Below are 17,267 nucleotides of genomic sequence, written 5' to 3' on the forward strand. Positions count from 1 at the left end.
GATAGACTTCCGCAAAGGCGCGCATTGTAAGCCTTCAGCGCGACCTGTCGCCGCACTCCCTTCGCTGCCCTTGCCATCATGCCGATCGAACACGCTGCACTGCCCTACTCCCGCGCCGCTCTGGAGCCGCATCTCTCATCCGCAACATTGGAAGCGCACCACGGCATCTGTCATCGCAGCGAGGTCGAACGGCTCAATGCGCGCATTGAAGGCAGCGAGTTCGCCGAGCTGACGCTGGAAGAAATCATCGCGCAGGCGCAAGGCACGTTGTTTCATCTGGCCGCGCAAGTGTGGAACCACAATTTCTACTGGCAATGCCTGCGCCCACGCGGCGGCGGCGAACCACTGGGCCGGCTGGCCGACAGCATCGCCAGATCGTTCGGCGACTTTGCGCACTTCAAGCAGGAATTCAGCCGTGTCGCGCTGGGTACGTTCGGCTCGGGCTGGGTGTGGCTGGTGCAGCGCCCGGACAGCACCTTGGCGGTCGTTGCCACGCCCAATGCGTCCACGCCGCTGACCGGGCCGGACACGCCACTGCTCGTCTGCGACCTGTGGGAACACGCGTACTACCTGGATTATCAGCAGGATCGCGCGCACTACCTGGACGCGTTCTGGAAGCTGATCAACTGGGATTTTGCGGCTAGCCGGTTGGGTTAGCCATGCAGTTGGTCTTGGCGTTCATTAGTAGTCGCAGCGTTTATTAGGGCCTGTTAACACATCCGAAGCCCATCAACGACTAGGACGAAGCTGAGGAATCCAAGGAACATGACATCCAGCTTCTCGAAGCGCGAGAAAATCCGGCGGTAGCCTTTCAAGCGACGGAACAGTCTCTCCACTTCGTTACGCCGCTTGTACATCTCCCGGTTGTATTCCCAAGGCTCGACCCGATTGGATTTCGGCGGGACCACCGGCACGAAGCCAAGATCGAGCGCCAACTGGCGGGTTTCGTTGCCTTCGTAAGCACGGTCCATCAACAAATGAATCGGCCGCTCCACTGGCCCCAGGTGTTCAAGCAACGCGCGGCCTGCAGGTGCGTCATGCACGTTGCCAGGCGTCAATCCAAAGGTGATGGCTGTTCGAGCATCTGCGGCAACCATATGAATCTTGGTGTTCCATCCACCGCGAGACTTGCCGACGGCCTGCGGGCCGTTTTTTTAATGCACCCGTGCCATCGGGATGGAGCTTGACGCTGGTGGAGTCCAGCGAGACTGCTTCGATCTTGATGCGCACGATCTGGGACTTCTGCAATTGGGCGAACATCCGGTCCAGCACACCCGCCTTGGCCCAACGGTTCATGCGTGTGTAGACCGTATGCCAGTTGCCAAAGCGCTTGGGTAGGCCGCGCCATTTGCAGCCATGCTCGGCAACGTAAAGGATGGCGTTGACCACTTGCAGGTTGGTCATGCTGACATTGCCGCGCTGCGCCGGCAGGCAGTGTTCGATCAGAGAAAATTGTGCTGGCGTGATCTCCATGCCCAATAGTTTAATCGCTCGGGCCATTAGTGTTAACAGGCCCTAGATCGATCGACTGCTGCAGAGCCGCGCGTGGCGGCCATCGATCTGTTCGACAAAGCTTACTTACGAGTCACGCGTTTTGACGCTATTTCGCCGCGTCACCGCTCATACGCCTTGAAGATTACGCTTCGCTCAAGCGTGCAACCACCGGCCCAACCTGCGTCTCACGCTGCAAGGCACTGCCCGCATTGACCAGTGCGCGCGCAAGCAGCGACGGCGTATCGGCGCGTAGCGTTGCATGGCCGACCTTGCGGCCGGCACGCGATTGCTTGCCGTAGTCGTGCCAATGCCCACCGGGCACCGCAAGAAACGCAACCGCATCCGGCATCGCACCCAGCCAGTTGAGCATGCAGGCGTGACCGCGCATTGCGGTGCTGCCGAGCGGCAAACCAAGCACCGCACGCACATGATTTTCGAATTGCGAGGTCTCTGCGCCTTCAATGGTCCAATGGCCGGAGTTGTGCACGCGCGGCGCGATCTCGTTGGCGAGCAGCTCGCCATCGCGCACGAAGAGTTCCAGCGCAAACACCCCCACATAATCCAGGCGCTCGGCAATCGCGCGCGCATGCGCTTCTGCGGCAGCCTGCAATCCGGCATCCACAGTTGCCGGCGCCAGACTGGCCGACAGCACGCCGTTCACATGCCAGTTCTCGGTCAGCGGCCAGGCGCGAAACTCGCCATCGCGGCCGCGTACCGCCACCACGCTGACTTCGCGCTGGAACGGCACGAAGGCTTCCACGATCAGCCCTACTTTCGCCGCCTGCGCACCGAGCGCGTCCCACGCGGCATCGGCATCGGCCAGCGTCCTGATGCGGAACTGGCCCTTGCCGTCGTAGCCGAAGCGGCGCGTCTTCAGCACGCAAGGCGTACCGATGCGGGCCAATGCCGCATCGAGTCCAGCACGGTCATCGATAGCAGCGAACTCGGGAACCGGAATGCCAAGCTCGCGGAACAAGGTTTTTTCGCTGAGCCGGTCCTGCGCCACCGCCAATGCGGCAGCACTGGGAAACACCGGCACCTGCTCGGCCAACTGCTGCGCGCTGGCGGCCGGCACGTTTTCGAAATCGAAGGTGATCACATCCACCTGTGCGGCGAACGCGGCAAGCGCAGCCGTCTCGTCGAATGCGCCGACCTGCAGCGCTGCCACCTGCCCTGCGCAGGCATCGGCGGACGGGTCGAACACCGCAAAGCGCAGCCCCAACGGCGCGCCGGCCAACACCAGCATGCGTGCCAGTTGGCCGCCACCCAGAATGCCAACCGTGCTCATTGGCGCGGGTCGTCGCTGGCCATCACATCGTCGGTCTGCTTGGCGCGGAACTGCGCCAATGCCAGGCCGATCTGCGCCTGCTCCGGCGCCAGCATCGCGGCTGCGAACAATGCGGCATTGGCGGCGCCGGCATTGCCGATGGCAAACGTGGCAACCGGAATCCCGGCCGGCATCTGCACGATGGACAACAACGAATCCATGCCGTTGAGCGCCTTGGATTGCACCGGCACACCCAGCACCGGCACCGCCGTCTTGGCCGCCAACATGCCCGGCAAGTGTGCTGCGCCGCCGGCACCAGCAATGATCGCGCGCAGGCCGCGTTCACCCGCCTGCTCGGCATAGGTGAACAACACATCGGGGGTGCGATGCGCCGAGACCACCTTGACTTCGTAAGGCACGCCCAACGCATCGAGCTTTTGAGCCGCGTGTTGCATGGTCTCCCAATCCGAACGGGAGCCCATCACGATGCCGACCAGCGGCGCGGAGTGGTTGGAGGTCATGGCCCTGCCCTGCGTTAAAGACGTATTCTAGCCAATCTCCACGCAAGACAAGACTTCGATGGATCGCAAACTGCTCGACCTGCTGTGCTCGCCCGACACCCGCCAACCGCTCTCGCTGCTCGACGGCAAGGGCCTGGAAGCACTCAACACCGCCATCGCCGGCGGAAACCTGCAGCGTGCCGACGGCACCGTGCAGGCACAGCCGTTGCGCGAGGCGCTGATCACCCGCGACCGCAAGCAGATCTTCCGCGTCGACGACGGCATTCCGGTGCTGCTGGCCGAGGAAGCCATCGGCACCGCGCAGATCGCCGACTTCCCCGAAAAGTGAGTTCTTCCGCGCGCACGACCGTGCCGGAGGCGCCACCCGCCGCGCTGGTGGATGCCGATGTGGCACGCGCGCTGGCCGAGGACATCGGCACCGGCGATGTCACCGCCGCGCTGTTGCCCGATCAGGCCGACAGCGCGTATCTGCTGTGCAAGCAGGATGCGGTGATCGCCGGGCGCCCCTGGTTCAACGCCACGCATCGTGCGCTCGACCCGCAGGTACGCATCGACTGGCACGTGCACGAAGGCCAGCATGTGCGTGCCGGCACCGTGCTGGCCCTCCTGCATGGTCACAGCCGCAGCTTGGTCAGCGCTGAGCGCACCTCGCTCAATTTCATGCAGACGCTCTCGGCTACCGCGACCACCACTGCTGCGTATGTCGCTGCGGTGGCCGGCACCGGCACGCGCATCCTGGACACCCGCAAAACGCTACCGGGGCTGCGCGCCGCGCAGAAATACGCGGTGCGCTGCGGCGGTGGCGACAATCACCGCATCGGCTTGTTCGATACGGTGATGCTCAAGGAAAACCATATCCGCGCCGCCGGCTCGTTGAGCGCCGCCGTGCATGCCGCGCGTGCGCAGCAACCGCAGTTGCCCCTAGTGGTCGAAGTGGAAACGCTGGAGCAACTGCGCGAAGCATTGCAGGTGGGCTGCACGCGCATCCTGATCGACGACTTCGACCCGGCAATGCGCCGCGAAGCGGTGCGTATCGTCGCGGCCTTGCCAGCGGCACAACGCATTCCGCTCGAAGTCTCCGGCAGCGTGGATCTGGCCGGCATTGCCGCGATTGCCAACGATGGCGTGGACTGCATTTCCATCGGCGGCCTCACCAAGCACGTGCAGGCGGTGGATCTATCGCTCAAGCTCGGCCCGCCGCCACACTAGATTTCACGTGTGCCCGCAGGCAGCTCTGTCAGCCTGCTGCGATTGTTCAGTACAGGATCTGCGATGACTGTAAAACCTTGGCCGTGGATCTGCGTGTTGCTGGCAGCATGGGGCGGCAGCGCGGCTGCTGCGGAAGTGTGCGACATGCCGCCACGGTTCGGCACCAGCCCGGCAGCGATCGCCATCGTGCGCAGCGCCTGCAACGAACACCGCTTGTGGCAACACCCCTTCATCGATACCAAAGGTCGCCTGGCCAGTCTTGGCGTGACCGAAGCCGAATCGGGCTATCTCGCCGACCATGGCGTGGTCGCATGGCAACGCGTGGCAGGCTACTGGCGCGACAGCGGCACGCTGGCATCGATGGGCGGTCGCCCCGGCGCATCCAATTGCGCAGCGTTGGATGGCACGCGCTATACCGCCAGCGAGTGCCGCGCGTTTGTGGTCGATAATCCGTGGTCGGCGGCCTTCATCTCATGGGTGATGACGCAAGCCGGCTTGAGCGGCTTCCATCGCTCCGCGCGCCATCTGGATTACATCCGCAGCGCCTATAACGACGGCACCAGCGGGCCGTATCGGTTCACTGATCCTGCAGTGGAAAAACCCGCCCCTGGCGATATGCTCTGCCTGCTGCGTGGACGCACTGTGTCGCTCGGCTATGCCGGCCTCAAGGCCGCGCTCGGCGGTAGCGCACCGATGCCGTGGCAATCGCATTGCGATGTGGTGGTGGCTGCCAACGTCGGTGGCGACCGCACGCTGTATCTGATCGGCGGCAATGTGTTCAACACGGTGATGATGCGCAAGATGCCGCTGGATCGCGCTGGCCGCGTGGTGTTGCCGACGCCGCAGTCCGACACTGCTCAGGACCAGAACGAAGACAGCCTGGGCATCGCCAGCGAATGCACGCCAGCGCACGAAGAACTGTGCGATTTCAATCGACGCGACTGGGCTGCCTTGTTGAAGCTGCGTCCTGATGCGGTAATGACCGCGCCAGCACCGAGTGAGCCATTGCCTGCGCCTTCCGTTTTGCCCGCAGATCAAACAATGCCGCCGGGTTTTCCGCGCGTCGTACCGCCACGCCCGGAAACGCAGCCTGCGCCCACGCAGCAGCCTCAGTGAAAAGGATCAGAGCCCCTCTCCCGCCGGGAGAGGGGTTGGGGTGAGGGTACGTGGCGAAGCCCTCGCGTCGCTCCAACTGCACGAGGCTTCGCACGTACCCTCATCCGCCCCTGCGGGGCACCTTCTCCCGGAGGGAGAAGGGTCAAAGCCCCTCTCCTGCCGGGAGAGGGGTTGGGGTGAGGGTACGAGGCGAAGCCCTCGCGTCGTTCCAACTGCACGAGGCTTCGCACGTACCCTCATCCGCCCCTGCGGGGCACCTTCTCCCGGAGGGAGAAGGGATCAGAGCCCCTCTCCCGCCGGGAGAGGGGTTGGGGTGAGGGTACGAGGCGAAGCCCTCGCGTCGCTCCAACTGCATGAGGCTTCGCCCGTACCCTCATCCGCCCCTGCGGGGCACCTTCTCCCGCAGGGAGAAGGAACAAAGCACGGGTTATTCCGAACCGACAACAAAAAAGCGGGCCGAAGCCCGCTTTTTCGTCATGCATCACGCACGTGATGCATCAACCCGCAGCGATTACTCCGCCGAAGCCGGTAAGCCCTCGCCTTCTTCCACTGCCTTGATCGACAGACGGATGCGGCCCTGCTTGTCCACTTCCAGCACCTTGACGCGGACCAGATCGCCTTCCTTCAACTTGTCGCCGACCTTCTCCACGCGCTCGCTGGAAATCTGCGAGACGTGCACCAGGCCGTCCTTGCCCGGCAGGATGGTGACGAACGCACCGAAGTCCATGATCTTGGCGACCTTGCCTTCGTAGATGCGGCCCGGCTCCACGTCCGAGGTGATCTGTTCGATGCGCGACTTCGCAGCTTGCGCGGCAATGGCGTTCACCGAGGCAATGATGATCGTGCCATCGTCCTGGATGTCGATCTGCGTACCGGTTTCCTTAGTGATCGCCTGGATGGTCGAGCCACCCTTGCCGATCACTTCGCGGATCTTGTCCGGGTGGATCTTGATGGTCAGCAGACGCGGCGCGTAGTCGCTCAGCTCCAGACGCGGGGTGGTCAGCGCCTTGGACATCTCGCCTAGGATGTACAGACGGCCAGCCTTGGCCTGCTGCAATGCCTGCTTCATGATCTCTTCAGTGATGCCTTCGATCTTGATGTCCATCTGCAGCGCGGACACGCCTTCTGCCGTACCGGCCACCTTGAAGTCCATGTCGCCCAGGTGATCTTCGTCACCCAGGATGTCGGACAGCACCACGAAGCGATCGTCTTCCTTCACCAGGCCCATGGCGATACCCGCCACCGGTGCCTTGACCGGCACGCCGGCGTCCATCAGCGCCAGCGAGCTGCCGCACACCGAAGCCATCGACGAAGAACCGTTGGACTCGGTGATTTCCGAGACGACGCGGATGGTGTACGGGAATTCTTCCAGGCTCGGCATCACCGCGAGCACGCCGCGCTTGGCCAGACGGCCGTGACCGATTTCGCGACGCTTGGGCGCACCGAAACGACCACACTCGCCCACCGAGTACGGAGGGAAGTTGTAATGGAACAGGAAGTTTTCCTTGTACTCGCCGCTGACCGCGTCGATCACCTGGCCGTCGCGGGCGGTGCCCAGCGTGGTGACCACGATCGCCTGCGTCTCGCCGCGGGTGAACAGCGCCGAGCCGTGGGTACGTGGCAGGATGCCGGCCTGCACCGAGATCGGACGCACGGTATCCAGTGCACGACCGTCGATACGCACCTTGGTCTCCAGGACCGAGTCGCGCATGGTGTGGTATTCCAGCTCGCCGAATTCCTTCGACAGCTCGGCGTTGCTCCAGCCTTCCGAGGCAACCCGGCCGGCCAGCGACTCGAGCACGTCCTTCTTGATCGCGGAGATCGCGTCGCGACGCTGCAGCTTGTCGCGCACCTGGAAGGCGCCGGACAGCTGCGCGCCGACCGCTTCCTTCAGTGCATTGATCAGCGCGGTGTTCTTGGCAGGCGCAACCCAGGTGCTGGGCTTGGTGCCGGCTTCGACGGTCAGCTCGTTGATGACGTTGATGACCTTCTGCAGCTCGCGATGACCGAAGGTGACCGCGCCCAGCATCACTTCTTCGGACAGCAGCGCCGCTTCCGACTCCACCATCAGCACCGCATTGGCGGTACCGGCAACCACCAGCTCCAGCTGCGAATCCTTCAGCTCGGAGATGGTCGGGTTGAGGATGTACTCACCGTTCTTGTAGCCCACCTTGGCGGCGCCGATCGGGCCGTTGAAGGGGGTACCGGCCAGCGACAGTGCGGCCGATGCGCCGATCAGCGCGGCGATATCGCCGTCGATGTCCGGGTTCATCGACATCACCGTGGCGATGATCTGTACTTCGTTCTTGTAGTCCTCCGGGAACAGCGGACGGATCGGACGGTCGATCAGGCGCGAGATCAGCGTTTCCTTCTCGGTCGCACGTCCTTCGCGCTTGAAGAAGCCGCCCGGGATGCGGCCGCCGGCATAGAACTTCTCCTGATAATCAACCGTCAGGGGGAAGAAGTCCTGCCCTTCGCGCGCACTTTTCGCGGCGACGGCGGTGACCAGCAGTACGGTGTCGTCGAATTTGACGATGACGGCGCCGCCTGCCTGGCGAGCGATTTCGCCCGTCTCCAGGGTGACGGTGTGCTTGCCGTACTGGAAGGTTTTGGTGATTTTTGCCACGGAGGTTTTTCCCTTAGGTGTTGCTGTCTTCGTTGGACCGTCGTCGACCCATGCCGAGAACGGGCGGCCGGGAGGCTCCGGCCCATGAATTACATCGTGCAAATAACGGAATGCGAACGACCAAAACAAAACCGCGGCGCATCGCTGCACCGCGGTGGTAGGACTCGATTAGCGGCGCAGGCCGAGCTTTTCGATCAGCGACTTGTAACGCTCGCTGTCCTTCTTCTTCAGGTAGTCGAGCAGGCTGCGGCGACGGTTGACCATCTGCAGCAGACCACGACGGCTGTGGTGATCCTTCTTGTGGGTCTTGAAGTGACCGCTCAGCAGTTCGATGCGGGCGGTCAGCAGAGCGACCTGCACTTCCGGGGAGCCGGTGTCCTGGGCGCTGCGCTTGTTGTCTTCAATAACTTTCTGGGTGTCGACGGACATGTGTTTTCTCGATAGATGCGTGGTCGACAGGAACGTGCATGACGCACCGCCGGACTCGCCGTTTGCTTGGGATGAGCGCGCTTGGCGCTGGAGGTGCCCCGAACGGGGCCGCGAAATTGTAACGTCGTGCGAGCCCGGGGACAAGTTGACTAAAACTTAACAAGCCTGGGCTTCGTTCAGTCCATTGAACAATCGCTGGGGCGACAACCGCCCTTCCATGTCCACCAGGCCTAGACCTAAGGGGATTCCGTCCGGTCCGAACACGGCCACCTGGCCATCCGGAAATGCGGCATCGCGCAAGCGCTGACCCATGCGGAAACGGGCCGTGTGTGCCTGGTCCAGGGTGATCCGCGCAAAATCGGTCAATCCGGCGCGGATCGGCAGCAACAATTCCTGCGCATCGGTACCGGCGTCCAGCGCCGCAGACAGCGCTTCCAGCGTGATCATCTGCGGGCTGCGGAACGGCTCGACCCAGAGCCGTCGCAACGATGCGATATGCGCGCCGCAGCCAAGCACTTCGCCCAGATCGCGCGCCAGGCTGCGGATATACGTGCCCGAACCGCAGGTCACACGCAGTTGCAGGCGTGGCGCGGCATATCCGATCAGTTCGATCGCATGCACATCGACTTCGCGCACCGGTGCCTCGATGATCTCGCCGCGGCGTGCCTTGGCATACAGCGGCTCGCCGCCCTGCTTGAGTGCCGAGTAGATTGGTGCCTGTTGGGCGATACGGCCGATAAATGGCGCCAGCGCCGCACGCAGGGCGTCTTCGCTCAACTCGGGCACCGCACGCTCGCGCAGCGGTTCGCCATCGGCATCGTCGGTATCGGTGGTGACGCCCAGCACGACCTCGGCGTCGTAGGCCTTGGCCGAACCAAGCAACACGCCGGCGATCTTGGTGGCCTCGCCCAGACACAACGGCAACAAGCCGGTGGCCAGCGGATCCAGGCTGCCGGTGTGGCCGCCCTTTTCGGCGCGCAGCAAACGGCGTGCGGACTGCAATGCGGTGTTGGAGCTGACTCCAGCCGGCTTGTCGAGCAACAGGATGCCGTGCAACGGGCGATAGACGATGCGGGGTTTCAAAAGATCAGTGCTCGAATCGGGCGCCATGCGCGCCCGTTGAAATCAGAGCCGCGTAGAAAGAGGCGGCCGTCCCAGACAGCGCTCAGCGCTGCTCGGCGTCTTCGTCGCTGGAGGCAGCCTCGGGGCCGATGTCGTCCAGGTCACGCAGCAGGTTGTCGATGCGTTCGCCGCGATCGACCGAATCGTCGTAATGAAAGTGCAGCTCGGGCACGTGGCGCAGTTTCATCGCGCGCGCCAACTGCGTGCGCAGCTGACCGGCGATTTCCTTGAGCCCCTTGACCGCTTCGACCGAGCGCTCCTGCTGCAGCGCGGTGACGAACACTTTGGCATGCGCAAGGTCGCGGGTGACTTCGACATCGGACACACTGACCGACGGCAGGCCGTGATCGCGCACGGCCGCGTGCACGATCGTGCCGAGGTCGCGACGCACCTGCGCCGAGACGCGGTCGGTGCGATGGAATGATTTGGTTGGCATGGTCGTGGACCTGGTTGATTCGGAGGGCCAGATGGCACCGAAGCCAAAAACGAACGTGGGCGGCCATGCCGCCCTCGCCTTGCAAAACGTGCTGTCCAAAAATCGGGCGTTACCGACTCCAGCTTGCCGACTCCGGAGCCCGCAGGCCCCGGTAGCCATGACAGCCGCAGCCGTTACAGCGTACGCGCGACTTCGATACGCTCGAAGCACTCGATCTGATCGCCGGCCTTGACGTCGTTATAGGCCTTCACGCCGATACCGCACTCGGTACCGTTGCGCACTTCCTCGACGTTTTCCTTGAAGCGACGCAGCGATTCCAGCTCGCCCTCGAACACCACGACGCTGTCGCGAAGCACGCGGATCGGCTTGCTGCGCTTCACAGTGCCTTCGATGATCATGCAGCCTGCAACCGCACCGAACTTGGAGCTGCGGAACACGTCGCGGACCTGGGCGATACCGATGATCTCTTCGCGGATTTCCACGCCGAGCAGACCGGAGGCGACCTGCTTCACCTGATCGATCACGTCATAGATGATCGAGAAGTAACGCAGATCCACGCCGTTGGATTCGACGATCTTGCGTGCCGATGCATCCGCACGCACGTTGAAGCCGATCATCGTCGCCTTGGAAGCGGCGGCCGAATTCGCATCGGATTCGGTGATGCCGCCCACGCCGGAGTGGATAACGTTGATGCGGATGTCGTCGTTGGACAACGCCACCAGCGACTGCTTGAGCGCTTCCACAGAACCCTGCACGTCGGCCTTGATCACCAGGTTCAACACCTGCTGACCTTCGCCCTTGCCCATCTGCGCCAGGATGTCTTCCATGCGGTTGGTTGCCGAAGCCACCAGACGCGATTCGCGACGCTTGGTTTCGCGCTGCTGCGCCACGTCCTTGGCCAGACGCTCGTCGTCGACGACCACGAAGTCGTCGCCGGCTTCCGGCACGCCCGACAGGCCGAGCACCTGCACCGGGATCGACGGGCCCGCCGAGGTCGGCTGATGACCGGTCTCGTCGAACAACGCACGCACACGGCCGTACTGGATACCGCAGACCAGGTAATCGCCCTTCTTCAGCGCGCCCTGCTGCACCAGCACCGTGGCGACCGGGCCGCGGCCCTTGTCCAGCGACGACTCGATGACGGTACCGCTGGCGCGGCCTTCCGACAGCGCCTTCAATTCCAGCACTTCGGCCTGCAGCGAGATCGCGTCCAGCAGCGTGTCCACGCCGGCGCCGGTCTTGGCCGACACCTCGATGAACTGGGTATCGCCACCGAAGTCTTCGGCCACCACGTTTTCGGCCAGCAGTTCGTTCTTGACCCGCAGCGGATCCGCGCCGGCCTTGTCGATCTTGTTCACCGCCACGATCAACGGAACGCCCGCCGCCCTGGCGTGCGCCACCGCTTCCTTGGTCTGCGGCATCACGCCGTCATCGGCAGCGACGACCAGCACCACGATATCGGTGATCTTGGCGCCACGTGCACGCATCGAGGTAAACGCGGCATGGCCGGGCGTATCCAGGAAGCTGATGACGCCACGACCGGTTTCGACGTGATACGCGCCGATGTGCTGGGTAATGCCGCCGGCTTCGCCCGAGGCGATCTTGGTGCGCCGGATGTAATCCAGCAGCGAGGTCTTGCCGTGATCGACGTGACCCATGATGGTCACCACCGGCGGACGCTGCACGGCATCGCCTTCTGCACCTTCGGCATGCGCCAGCAGCGCATCCTCGAAGTCGGCATTGTCGGCACGCGTGGCCTTGTGGCCGAGTTCTTCGGTCACCAGCGACGCGGTGTCGTGGTCGATGCTCTGGGTGATGGTCGCCATGACGCCCATCTTGAACAGCGCCTTGACCACATCGCCGCCCTTGAGCGCGAGCTTCTGCGCCAAGTCGGCCACAGTGATCGTTTCGCCGATCGCCACTTCACGCACCACCGGGGCGGTCGGACGCTCGAACCCGTGCGGGCCACTGTTGCCCTGATTGCCGCCACGCCCGCTGTCGTTGCCACGGCGCGAAGAAGACGAACCCGGACGACCGGTCGGCTTGCTACGCACATTGGAACGACGCGCGCGATCGGCAGCGGACAGATGCAACTGCCCGGCAAAGCGCTTGGTCGCATCGTCGTCTTCGACGCCGGCCACCATGACATGCGAACCGCGCGTCTTGTGCTTGGCCGCGTTATTGCGATCGTCCGGACGTGCCGGCGTGGCCGGACGCGAGGCGGGCGATGCGCCAGCCGGACGGGCCGGACGCGGCGCAGAAGACGGCGACGACGGCGTACGCGCTGCAGGAGCGGCAGACGGCGCAGGCGCGGCGGCGACCGGCGCCGGCGCACTGGCAGCCGCAGCGGCTTCCTCGGCAGCCTTGCGCTCGGCTTCGACGCGGTCCTTCGCGGCCTGCTCTTCATCGCGCTTGCGCTGAATCGCTTCGTCGCGCACGCGGTCGCTTTCGGCAAGCGCCTGCTGCTCGTCGAGATTGCGCTGACGCGATGCGGCGAGCTTGGCCAGGATGTCGGCGCGCTCTTCGTCCGGCGTCATCGGCACCGGACGGCCGCCGACTTCGTTCTCGGATTTCACGTAGGTCCGCTTCTGCCGCACTTCCACGTTGACCGTGGTCTTGGTGCGGCCGGCGCTGACCGTGACTTCCTGCAGCTTGCGCCGATTGAGCGTGATCTTCTTGGCTGCTTCGCTCGCCGCTTCGGCAGGCGCCTCGGCCTTGCCATGCGTGCGACGCAGGAAGCCAAGCAGTTTCATCTTCTCGGTGCTGGTCACGACCTGGTCGGGACCGCTGAACTTCATTCCGGCCTCGGCCAGTTGAACCAGCAGTTTATCGACCGGCGTATTGACCAGTTCGGCAAGCTTGCGGATGGTGGTTTGCTGCGACATTCGGATCCTATGATCTGGTTGGCGCCCCCTCGCCCAGAGCAAGGGAAGCGCTGATTCTAAGCCCTGATGGGGTCAGGGCGCGGTTCATTGCCGGCTCATTCGCCGCGCTCCAAACGGGCGATCTCCTCGGCGCGGGCCGCCAGGATCAGCGCCGCGGCGCGCTCCTGGGTCAAACCCTCGATGCCGAAGTCGACGATCTCGTCCGCTGCCAGGTCGGACAAGTCCTCGCTGGTGCGCACGCCGTGCTCGGCCAGAGCAAAGGCCGTTTCCTCGTCCATCCCCTCCAGCGCCAGCAGGTCCTCGGTGGGCTGAGTTCCTTCCAGGCCTTCTTCCTCGGCCAGCGCGGCGTTGAGCAACGCATCGCGGGCACGGGCACGCAACTCTTCGACGATGTCTTCGTCGAAGCCTTCCACCGCCAGCAACTCGCCGACCGGCACGTAGGCGATTTCTTCGACCGTATTGAAACCTTCGGTCACCAGAATCGCTGCGATTTCTTCGTCCACTTCCAGGCGATCCATGAACAACTGGCGCGCGGAGGTCTGCTCGGCTTCGGACTTGGCGGCCACCTGGTCGGCGGTCATCACGTTGAGCTGCCAACCGGTCAGGCGGCTGGCCAGACGTACGTTCTGGCCGCCCTTGCCGATCGCCTGGGCCAGGCGATCTTCTGCCACGGCCAGGTCCATCGAATGCTTGTCTTCATCGACGATGATCGACTGCACTTCGGCCGGCGCCATCGCATTGATGACGAAGTTGGCCGGGTTCTCGTTCCACAACACGATGTCCACGCGCTCGCCATTGAGCTCGTTGGACACCGCCTGCACGCGCGAACCACGCATACCGATGCACGCGCCGATCGGATCGGTGCGGGTGTCGTGCGCGATCACCGCGATCTTGGCGCGGTCGCCCGGATCGCGGGCACAGGCCTTGATCTCGACCAGGCCCTGGCCCACTTCCGGCACCTCGAGCTTGAACAGCTCGATCATGAATTCCGGCGCGGCACGGCTGATGAACAGCTGCGGGCCACGTGGTTCGGAACGCACTTCGGCCAGATAACCGCGCACGCGGTCGCCCGGACGCAGCACATCGCGCGGGATGCCCTTGTCCTTCGGAATGAAGGCTTCGGCATTGCCGCCCAGATCGACAAAGATATTGCCGCGCTCGGCACGCTTAACCACACCAGTGATCAACTCGCCGACGCGATCCTTCCATGCGTCCACAACCTGCTGACGCTCGGCTTCGCGCACACGCTGCACGATCACCTGCTTGGCAGCCTGCGCAGAGATACGGCCGAAATCCGGGTTTTCGATCTGTTCTTCGATGTAGTCGCCCACATCCACGCCGTCGGCTTCGTCGATGGCGTCCATCAGACGCACCTGGCGATCCGGCGACTCCATCACCACATCGTCGGCAACCACTTCCCAACGACGGTAGGTTTCGTAGTTACCGTCCTTGTGGTCGATGGTCACGCGCGCCAGCACGTCCTGGTCGGGATAGCGCTTCTTCGCTGCGGAAGCCAACGCGGCCTCGATCGCATCGAAGATCACTTCGCGCGGCACGCCCTTTTCGTTGGCCACCGCATCCACTACCAGCAAAAGTTCCTTGCTCATTTAGTCACTCCGCGCGCGGCTTGCCAGCCGCCGACTCGTTGGATGGTTTCTTCTTCTCGTGCCCGGGTTTTTTCGGGCCGGGCTTATTCGGTTTTTGCGGCGCCAGGCCCAAAGCGACCCAATCCGGCAGGATGCGCGCCTTGTCGATGTTGTCGAAGCCGATCTGCACGTCCTTGCCGTCGATGGCAAACACCACGGCGTCGGCCTCCGCCTCGATCCGCAGGATCTTGCCCTGAAAGCGGCGCCGACCATCCTGCGCCAGCTTCAGCACGATCTTTGCGGACTCGCCGACATGACGTGCGAACTGTTCAAGCGTAAACAAGGGGCGGTCCACACCTGGCGAAGACACTTCAAGCGTGTAGTTGCCGGTGATGGGATCTTCAACATCGAGCTGGGCGGAGACTTCGCGGCTCACGCGCTCGCAGTCATCGACGTTGATCACACGCTCGGGCTGTTCGGCCAGCGGCACATCGATATACAGACGCAACGTGGCGCCACCTGGAGCGGGAAGATATTCCACACCCAGTAGTTCCAAGCCCAAGGACTCAACCGTTGGACTCAGCAGATTCGCGATTTCGGTCGCTTTTTCGCTCACAGACTGCCCTGATCAAATGATTGCCAGTAGAACCCCGGCAACCGGCAGCAAACTTTCCGGTTCCGGAAAAAACAAGGGGCCCGATGGGCCCCTTGCGTGAAAAAAGCCCGACCTCTCAGGGTCGGCGCAAAGACGGGAACATGCGTCTTTGCGATCCAAGAACATGAACTGCTGCCCTAAGGCAAACTGCATCAAAGCAGCAATTCAAACTTGGTAGCGGGGGCAGGATTTGAACCTGCGACCTTCGGGTTATGAGCCCGACGAGCTGCCAGACTGCTCCACCCCGCAGCAGAAGCGGAATTATGAAGAACTTGAGCGGCAATTGCAAGCCCTAGTTTTTCATCGATTGAAAACCTTGGAGGTCTTCAATGTCGCGGCAAATGATAACCGCATTGCAACAAAAACGAAACAGCAATCACGACTTTATTTCAGTAACGCGTCAAAGGCGCGCCTGACGCACGCGCCCACAACGGTATGCAGGCACGTAATTCTTACGCAAGGCCCGCAAATGCGCGCTGGCACCACACCATGATCGGGCTCCAGGCCAGACCGAGTGCCAGCAGTGCGAGCGCGTTGACGCCGAGGACGGTACCAAGCACACGGTCGTTGTTGGCCGGCAACGGCTCACCGACCGGCTCATCGAAGTACATGACCTTGATGACGCGCAGATAGTAGTACGCACCGATCACCGCGCAGAGCACGCCGACCAACGCCAGCCACAACATATCGCCCTTCACCGCAGCACCCAACACGGCCAGCTTGGTCCAGAAGCCAAGGAACGGCGGGATGCCTGCAAGCGAGGCCATGATGCACAGCACCAAGCCGGCCATCCATGGATTGCGTGCGTTGAGCCCCTTGAAGTCGTCGATGTTCTCGGCTTCAAACCCATTACGCGACAACGCGATGATGGCGCCGAACGCAGCGGTCGACATGATGGTGTAGCTCACTGCGTAGAACATCGCCGCGGCATAACCCTCTTCGCCACCGCCGGCCACGCCCATCAACAAAAAGCCGATATGCGAGACAGTCGAATACGCGAGCATGCGCTTGAGATTGGTCTGCGCAATCGCCATCAGGTTGCCGATCACCAGCGACAGTGCCGACAGGCCGCCGATCAACAGATGCCACTGCGGCGACAACGGACCCATGCCGACTTCGAGCAGGCGATAGGCCATACCAAAGGCAGCCAACTTGGGCGCGGAACTGATGAACAACGCGATCGGTGCCGGCGCACCCTGATACACGTCGGGCAGCCACATGTGGAACGGCGCCGCACCCAGCTTGAAGGCCACGCCGGCGATCATGAAAATGGTGCCGGTCAGCAGCAGGGTGCGCTCGTTGGAGCCTTCGATGGCGTCATGGATACCCGCCAGGCTCAACATGCCGGTAGCGCCGTAGACCAGCGACATGCCGTACAGCAACAGCCCCGACGCCAGCGAACCGAGCACGAAATACTTCATCGCCGCTTCGGTGGCCAGGCCGTTATCGCGATTGGACGCGACCAGTGCGTACGAGCACAGGGCCAGCAGTTCCAGGCCCAGATACACCATCAGCAGGCTGCCTGCCGAGGCCAGCAGCATCATGCCGGCGGTGGCGAACAGCACCAGCACAGGGATTTCGCCCTGATAGAGATTGCGTTCGCGCAGGTACGTCCAGCCATAGACCAGGCTCAACCCACTGACCAGCACGATCACCGTCTTCATGACGTCGGCTGCGGTGTCGCGGACGAACATGCCGTGGAAGGCTTCGCCCTGCCCGCCCGTTCCGGTCGCCAGCAACGCGAACACCACGGCCAGCACGGCCACGGAGAACAGGTGGGTCCAGACCTCGTGCCGCTGGCTCATAAACAGATCGAGCATCAACAGAGCAAAGGCGCCGCCGATCAGCACCAGCTCCGGTGCGAGCGGAGCCAGGTCAGCGGTGGTCAACGGCGCGAGCGTTGGCGTGGTCATCATCAAAT

At 63.2% G+C, this 17,267-nt stretch carries 15 protein-coding genes and 1 tRNA gene; 4 read left to right on the plus strand and 12 right to left on the minus strand.

The genetic code is table 11. The features are described 5' to 3' along the window. Nucleotides 1–78: 78 nt before the first annotated feature. Nucleotides 79–657 (plus strand): superoxide dismutase, encoded by a 579-nt coding sequence (locus NDY25_RS01420; protein WP_168959995.1) that lies wholly within the window; start codon nucleotides 79–81, stop codon nucleotides 655–657. A gap of 53 nt (nucleotides 658–710) precedes the next feature. Here NDY25_RS01420 and NDY25_RS01425 read toward each other — a convergent pair. The 3 genes from NDY25_RS01425 to purE all read right to left on the minus strand — a co-directional run bounded on the left by NDY25_RS01425 (nucleotide 711) and on the right by purE (nucleotide 3,282). Next, a protein-coding gene (locus NDY25_RS01425; protein WP_256627961.1) for an IS5 family transposase occupies nucleotides 711–1,473 on the minus strand; the annotation gives its coding sequence in 2 pieces (ribosomal slippage) (nucleotides 711–1,155 and nucleotides 1,154–1,473; 765 coding nt in all). Between the two features lie 163 nt (nucleotides 1,474–1,636). Then, a complete protein-coding gene (locus NDY25_RS01430) occupies nucleotides 1,637–2,782 on the minus strand; it encodes a 5-(carboxyamino)imidazole ribonucleotide synthase (RefSeq protein ID WP_168957699.1) in 1,146 nt (381 codons plus the stop codon). Continuing rightward, nucleotides 2,779–3,282: a 5-(carboxyamino)imidazole ribonucleotide mutase gene (gene purE, locus NDY25_RS01435; RefSeq protein WP_006450542.1), complete on the minus strand. Its 504-nt coding sequence runs from the start codon at nucleotides 3,280–3,282 to the stop codon at nucleotides 2,779–2,781. The genes NDY25_RS01430 and purE overlap by 4 nt, the downstream gene beginning before the upstream one ends. 58 nt (nucleotides 3,283–3,340) lie before the next feature. Here purE and NDY25_RS01440 point away from each other — a divergent pair, with 58 nt between their 5' ends. From NDY25_RS01440 to NDY25_RS01450, 3 genes are all read left to right on the plus strand, one after another. Further along, nucleotides 3,341–3,610, plus strand: a complete 270-nt coding sequence (locus NDY25_RS01440) for a Trm112 family protein (RefSeq protein WP_023904445.1) — start codon at nucleotides 3,341–3,343, stop codon at nucleotides 3,608–3,610. Beyond that, the gene (nadC, locus tag NDY25_RS01445; RefSeq protein ID WP_168957700.1) at nucleotides 3,607–4,491 is read left to right on the plus strand and encodes a carboxylating nicotinate-nucleotide diphosphorylase; all 885 of its coding nucleotides are present in this window, start codon (nucleotides 3,607–3,609) and stop codon (nucleotides 4,489–4,491) included. Before NDY25_RS01440 ends, nadC begins: the two co-directional genes overlap by 4 nt. Before the next feature lie 63 nt (nucleotides 4,492–4,554). Next, nucleotides 4,555–5,607, plus strand: a complete 1,053-nt coding sequence (locus NDY25_RS01450) for a DUF2272 domain-containing protein (protein WP_168957701.1) — start codon at nucleotides 4,555–4,557, stop codon at nucleotides 5,605–5,607. Between the two features lie 511 nt (nucleotides 5,608–6,118). Here NDY25_RS01450 and pnp read toward each other — a convergent pair. The 9 genes from pnp to nuoN all read right to left on the minus strand — a co-directional run bounded on the left by pnp (nucleotide 6,119) and on the right by nuoN (nucleotide 17,259). Next, nucleotides 6,119–8,233, minus strand: a complete 2,115-nt coding sequence (pnp, locus tag NDY25_RS01455) for a polyribonucleotide nucleotidyltransferase (protein WP_168957702.1) — start codon at nucleotides 8,231–8,233, stop codon at nucleotides 6,119–6,121. Nucleotides 8,234–8,401: 168 nt separating this feature from the next. Continuing rightward, entirely contained in the window at nucleotides 8,402–8,662 is a 261-nt protein-coding gene (gene rpsO, locus NDY25_RS01460) for a 30S ribosomal protein S15 (protein WP_006450548.1), read from the minus strand. 156 nt (nucleotides 8,663–8,818) lie between these two features. After that, nucleotides 8,819–9,745, minus strand: a complete 927-nt coding sequence (gene truB / locus NDY25_RS01465) for a tRNA pseudouridine(55) synthase TruB (protein ID WP_168957703.1) — start codon at nucleotides 9,743–9,745, stop codon at nucleotides 8,819–8,821. 82 nt (nucleotides 9,746–9,827) lie between these two features. Next, on the minus strand, nucleotides 9,828–10,220 hold the full coding sequence (gene rbfA, locus NDY25_RS01470; RefSeq protein ID WP_006450550.1) for a 30S ribosome-binding factor RbfA: 393 nt from the start codon (nucleotides 10,218–10,220) through the stop codon (nucleotides 9,828–9,830). Between the two features lie 173 nt (nucleotides 10,221–10,393). Further along, the gene (gene infB, locus NDY25_RS01475) at nucleotides 10,394–13,105 is read right to left on the minus strand and encodes a translation initiation factor IF-2 (RefSeq protein ID WP_168957704.1); all 2,712 of its coding nucleotides are present in this window, start codon (nucleotides 13,103–13,105) and stop codon (nucleotides 10,394–10,396) included. Nucleotides 13,106–13,200: 95 nt separating this feature from the next. Then, on the minus strand, nucleotides 13,201–14,712 hold the full coding sequence (gene nusA / locus NDY25_RS01480; RefSeq protein WP_168957705.1) for a transcription termination factor NusA: 1,512 nt from the start codon (nucleotides 14,710–14,712) through the stop codon (nucleotides 13,201–13,203). 4 nt (nucleotides 14,713–14,716) lie between these two features. Then, the gene (gene rimP, locus NDY25_RS01485) at nucleotides 14,717–15,307 is read right to left on the minus strand and encodes a ribosome maturation factor RimP (protein WP_006450553.1); all 591 of its coding nucleotides are present in this window, start codon (nucleotides 15,305–15,307) and stop codon (nucleotides 14,717–14,719) included. 211 nt (nucleotides 15,308–15,518) lie between these two features. Further along, a tRNA-Met gene (locus NDY25_RS01490) sits at nucleotides 15,519–15,595 on the minus strand. A gap of 203 nt (nucleotides 15,596–15,798) precedes the next feature. Then, on the minus strand, nucleotides 15,799–17,259 hold the full coding sequence (gene nuoN / locus NDY25_RS01495; protein WP_256627723.1) for an NADH-quinone oxidoreductase subunit NuoN: 1,461 nt from the start codon (nucleotides 17,257–17,259) through the stop codon (nucleotides 15,799–15,801). Between the last annotated feature and the right edge of the window lie 8 nt (nucleotides 17,260–17,267).

The organism is Xanthomonas hortorum pv. pelargonii (genome assembly GCF_024499015.1).
Lineage (GTDB): Bacteria > Pseudomonadota > Gammaproteobacteria > Xanthomonadales > Xanthomonadaceae > Xanthomonas > Xanthomonas hortorum_B.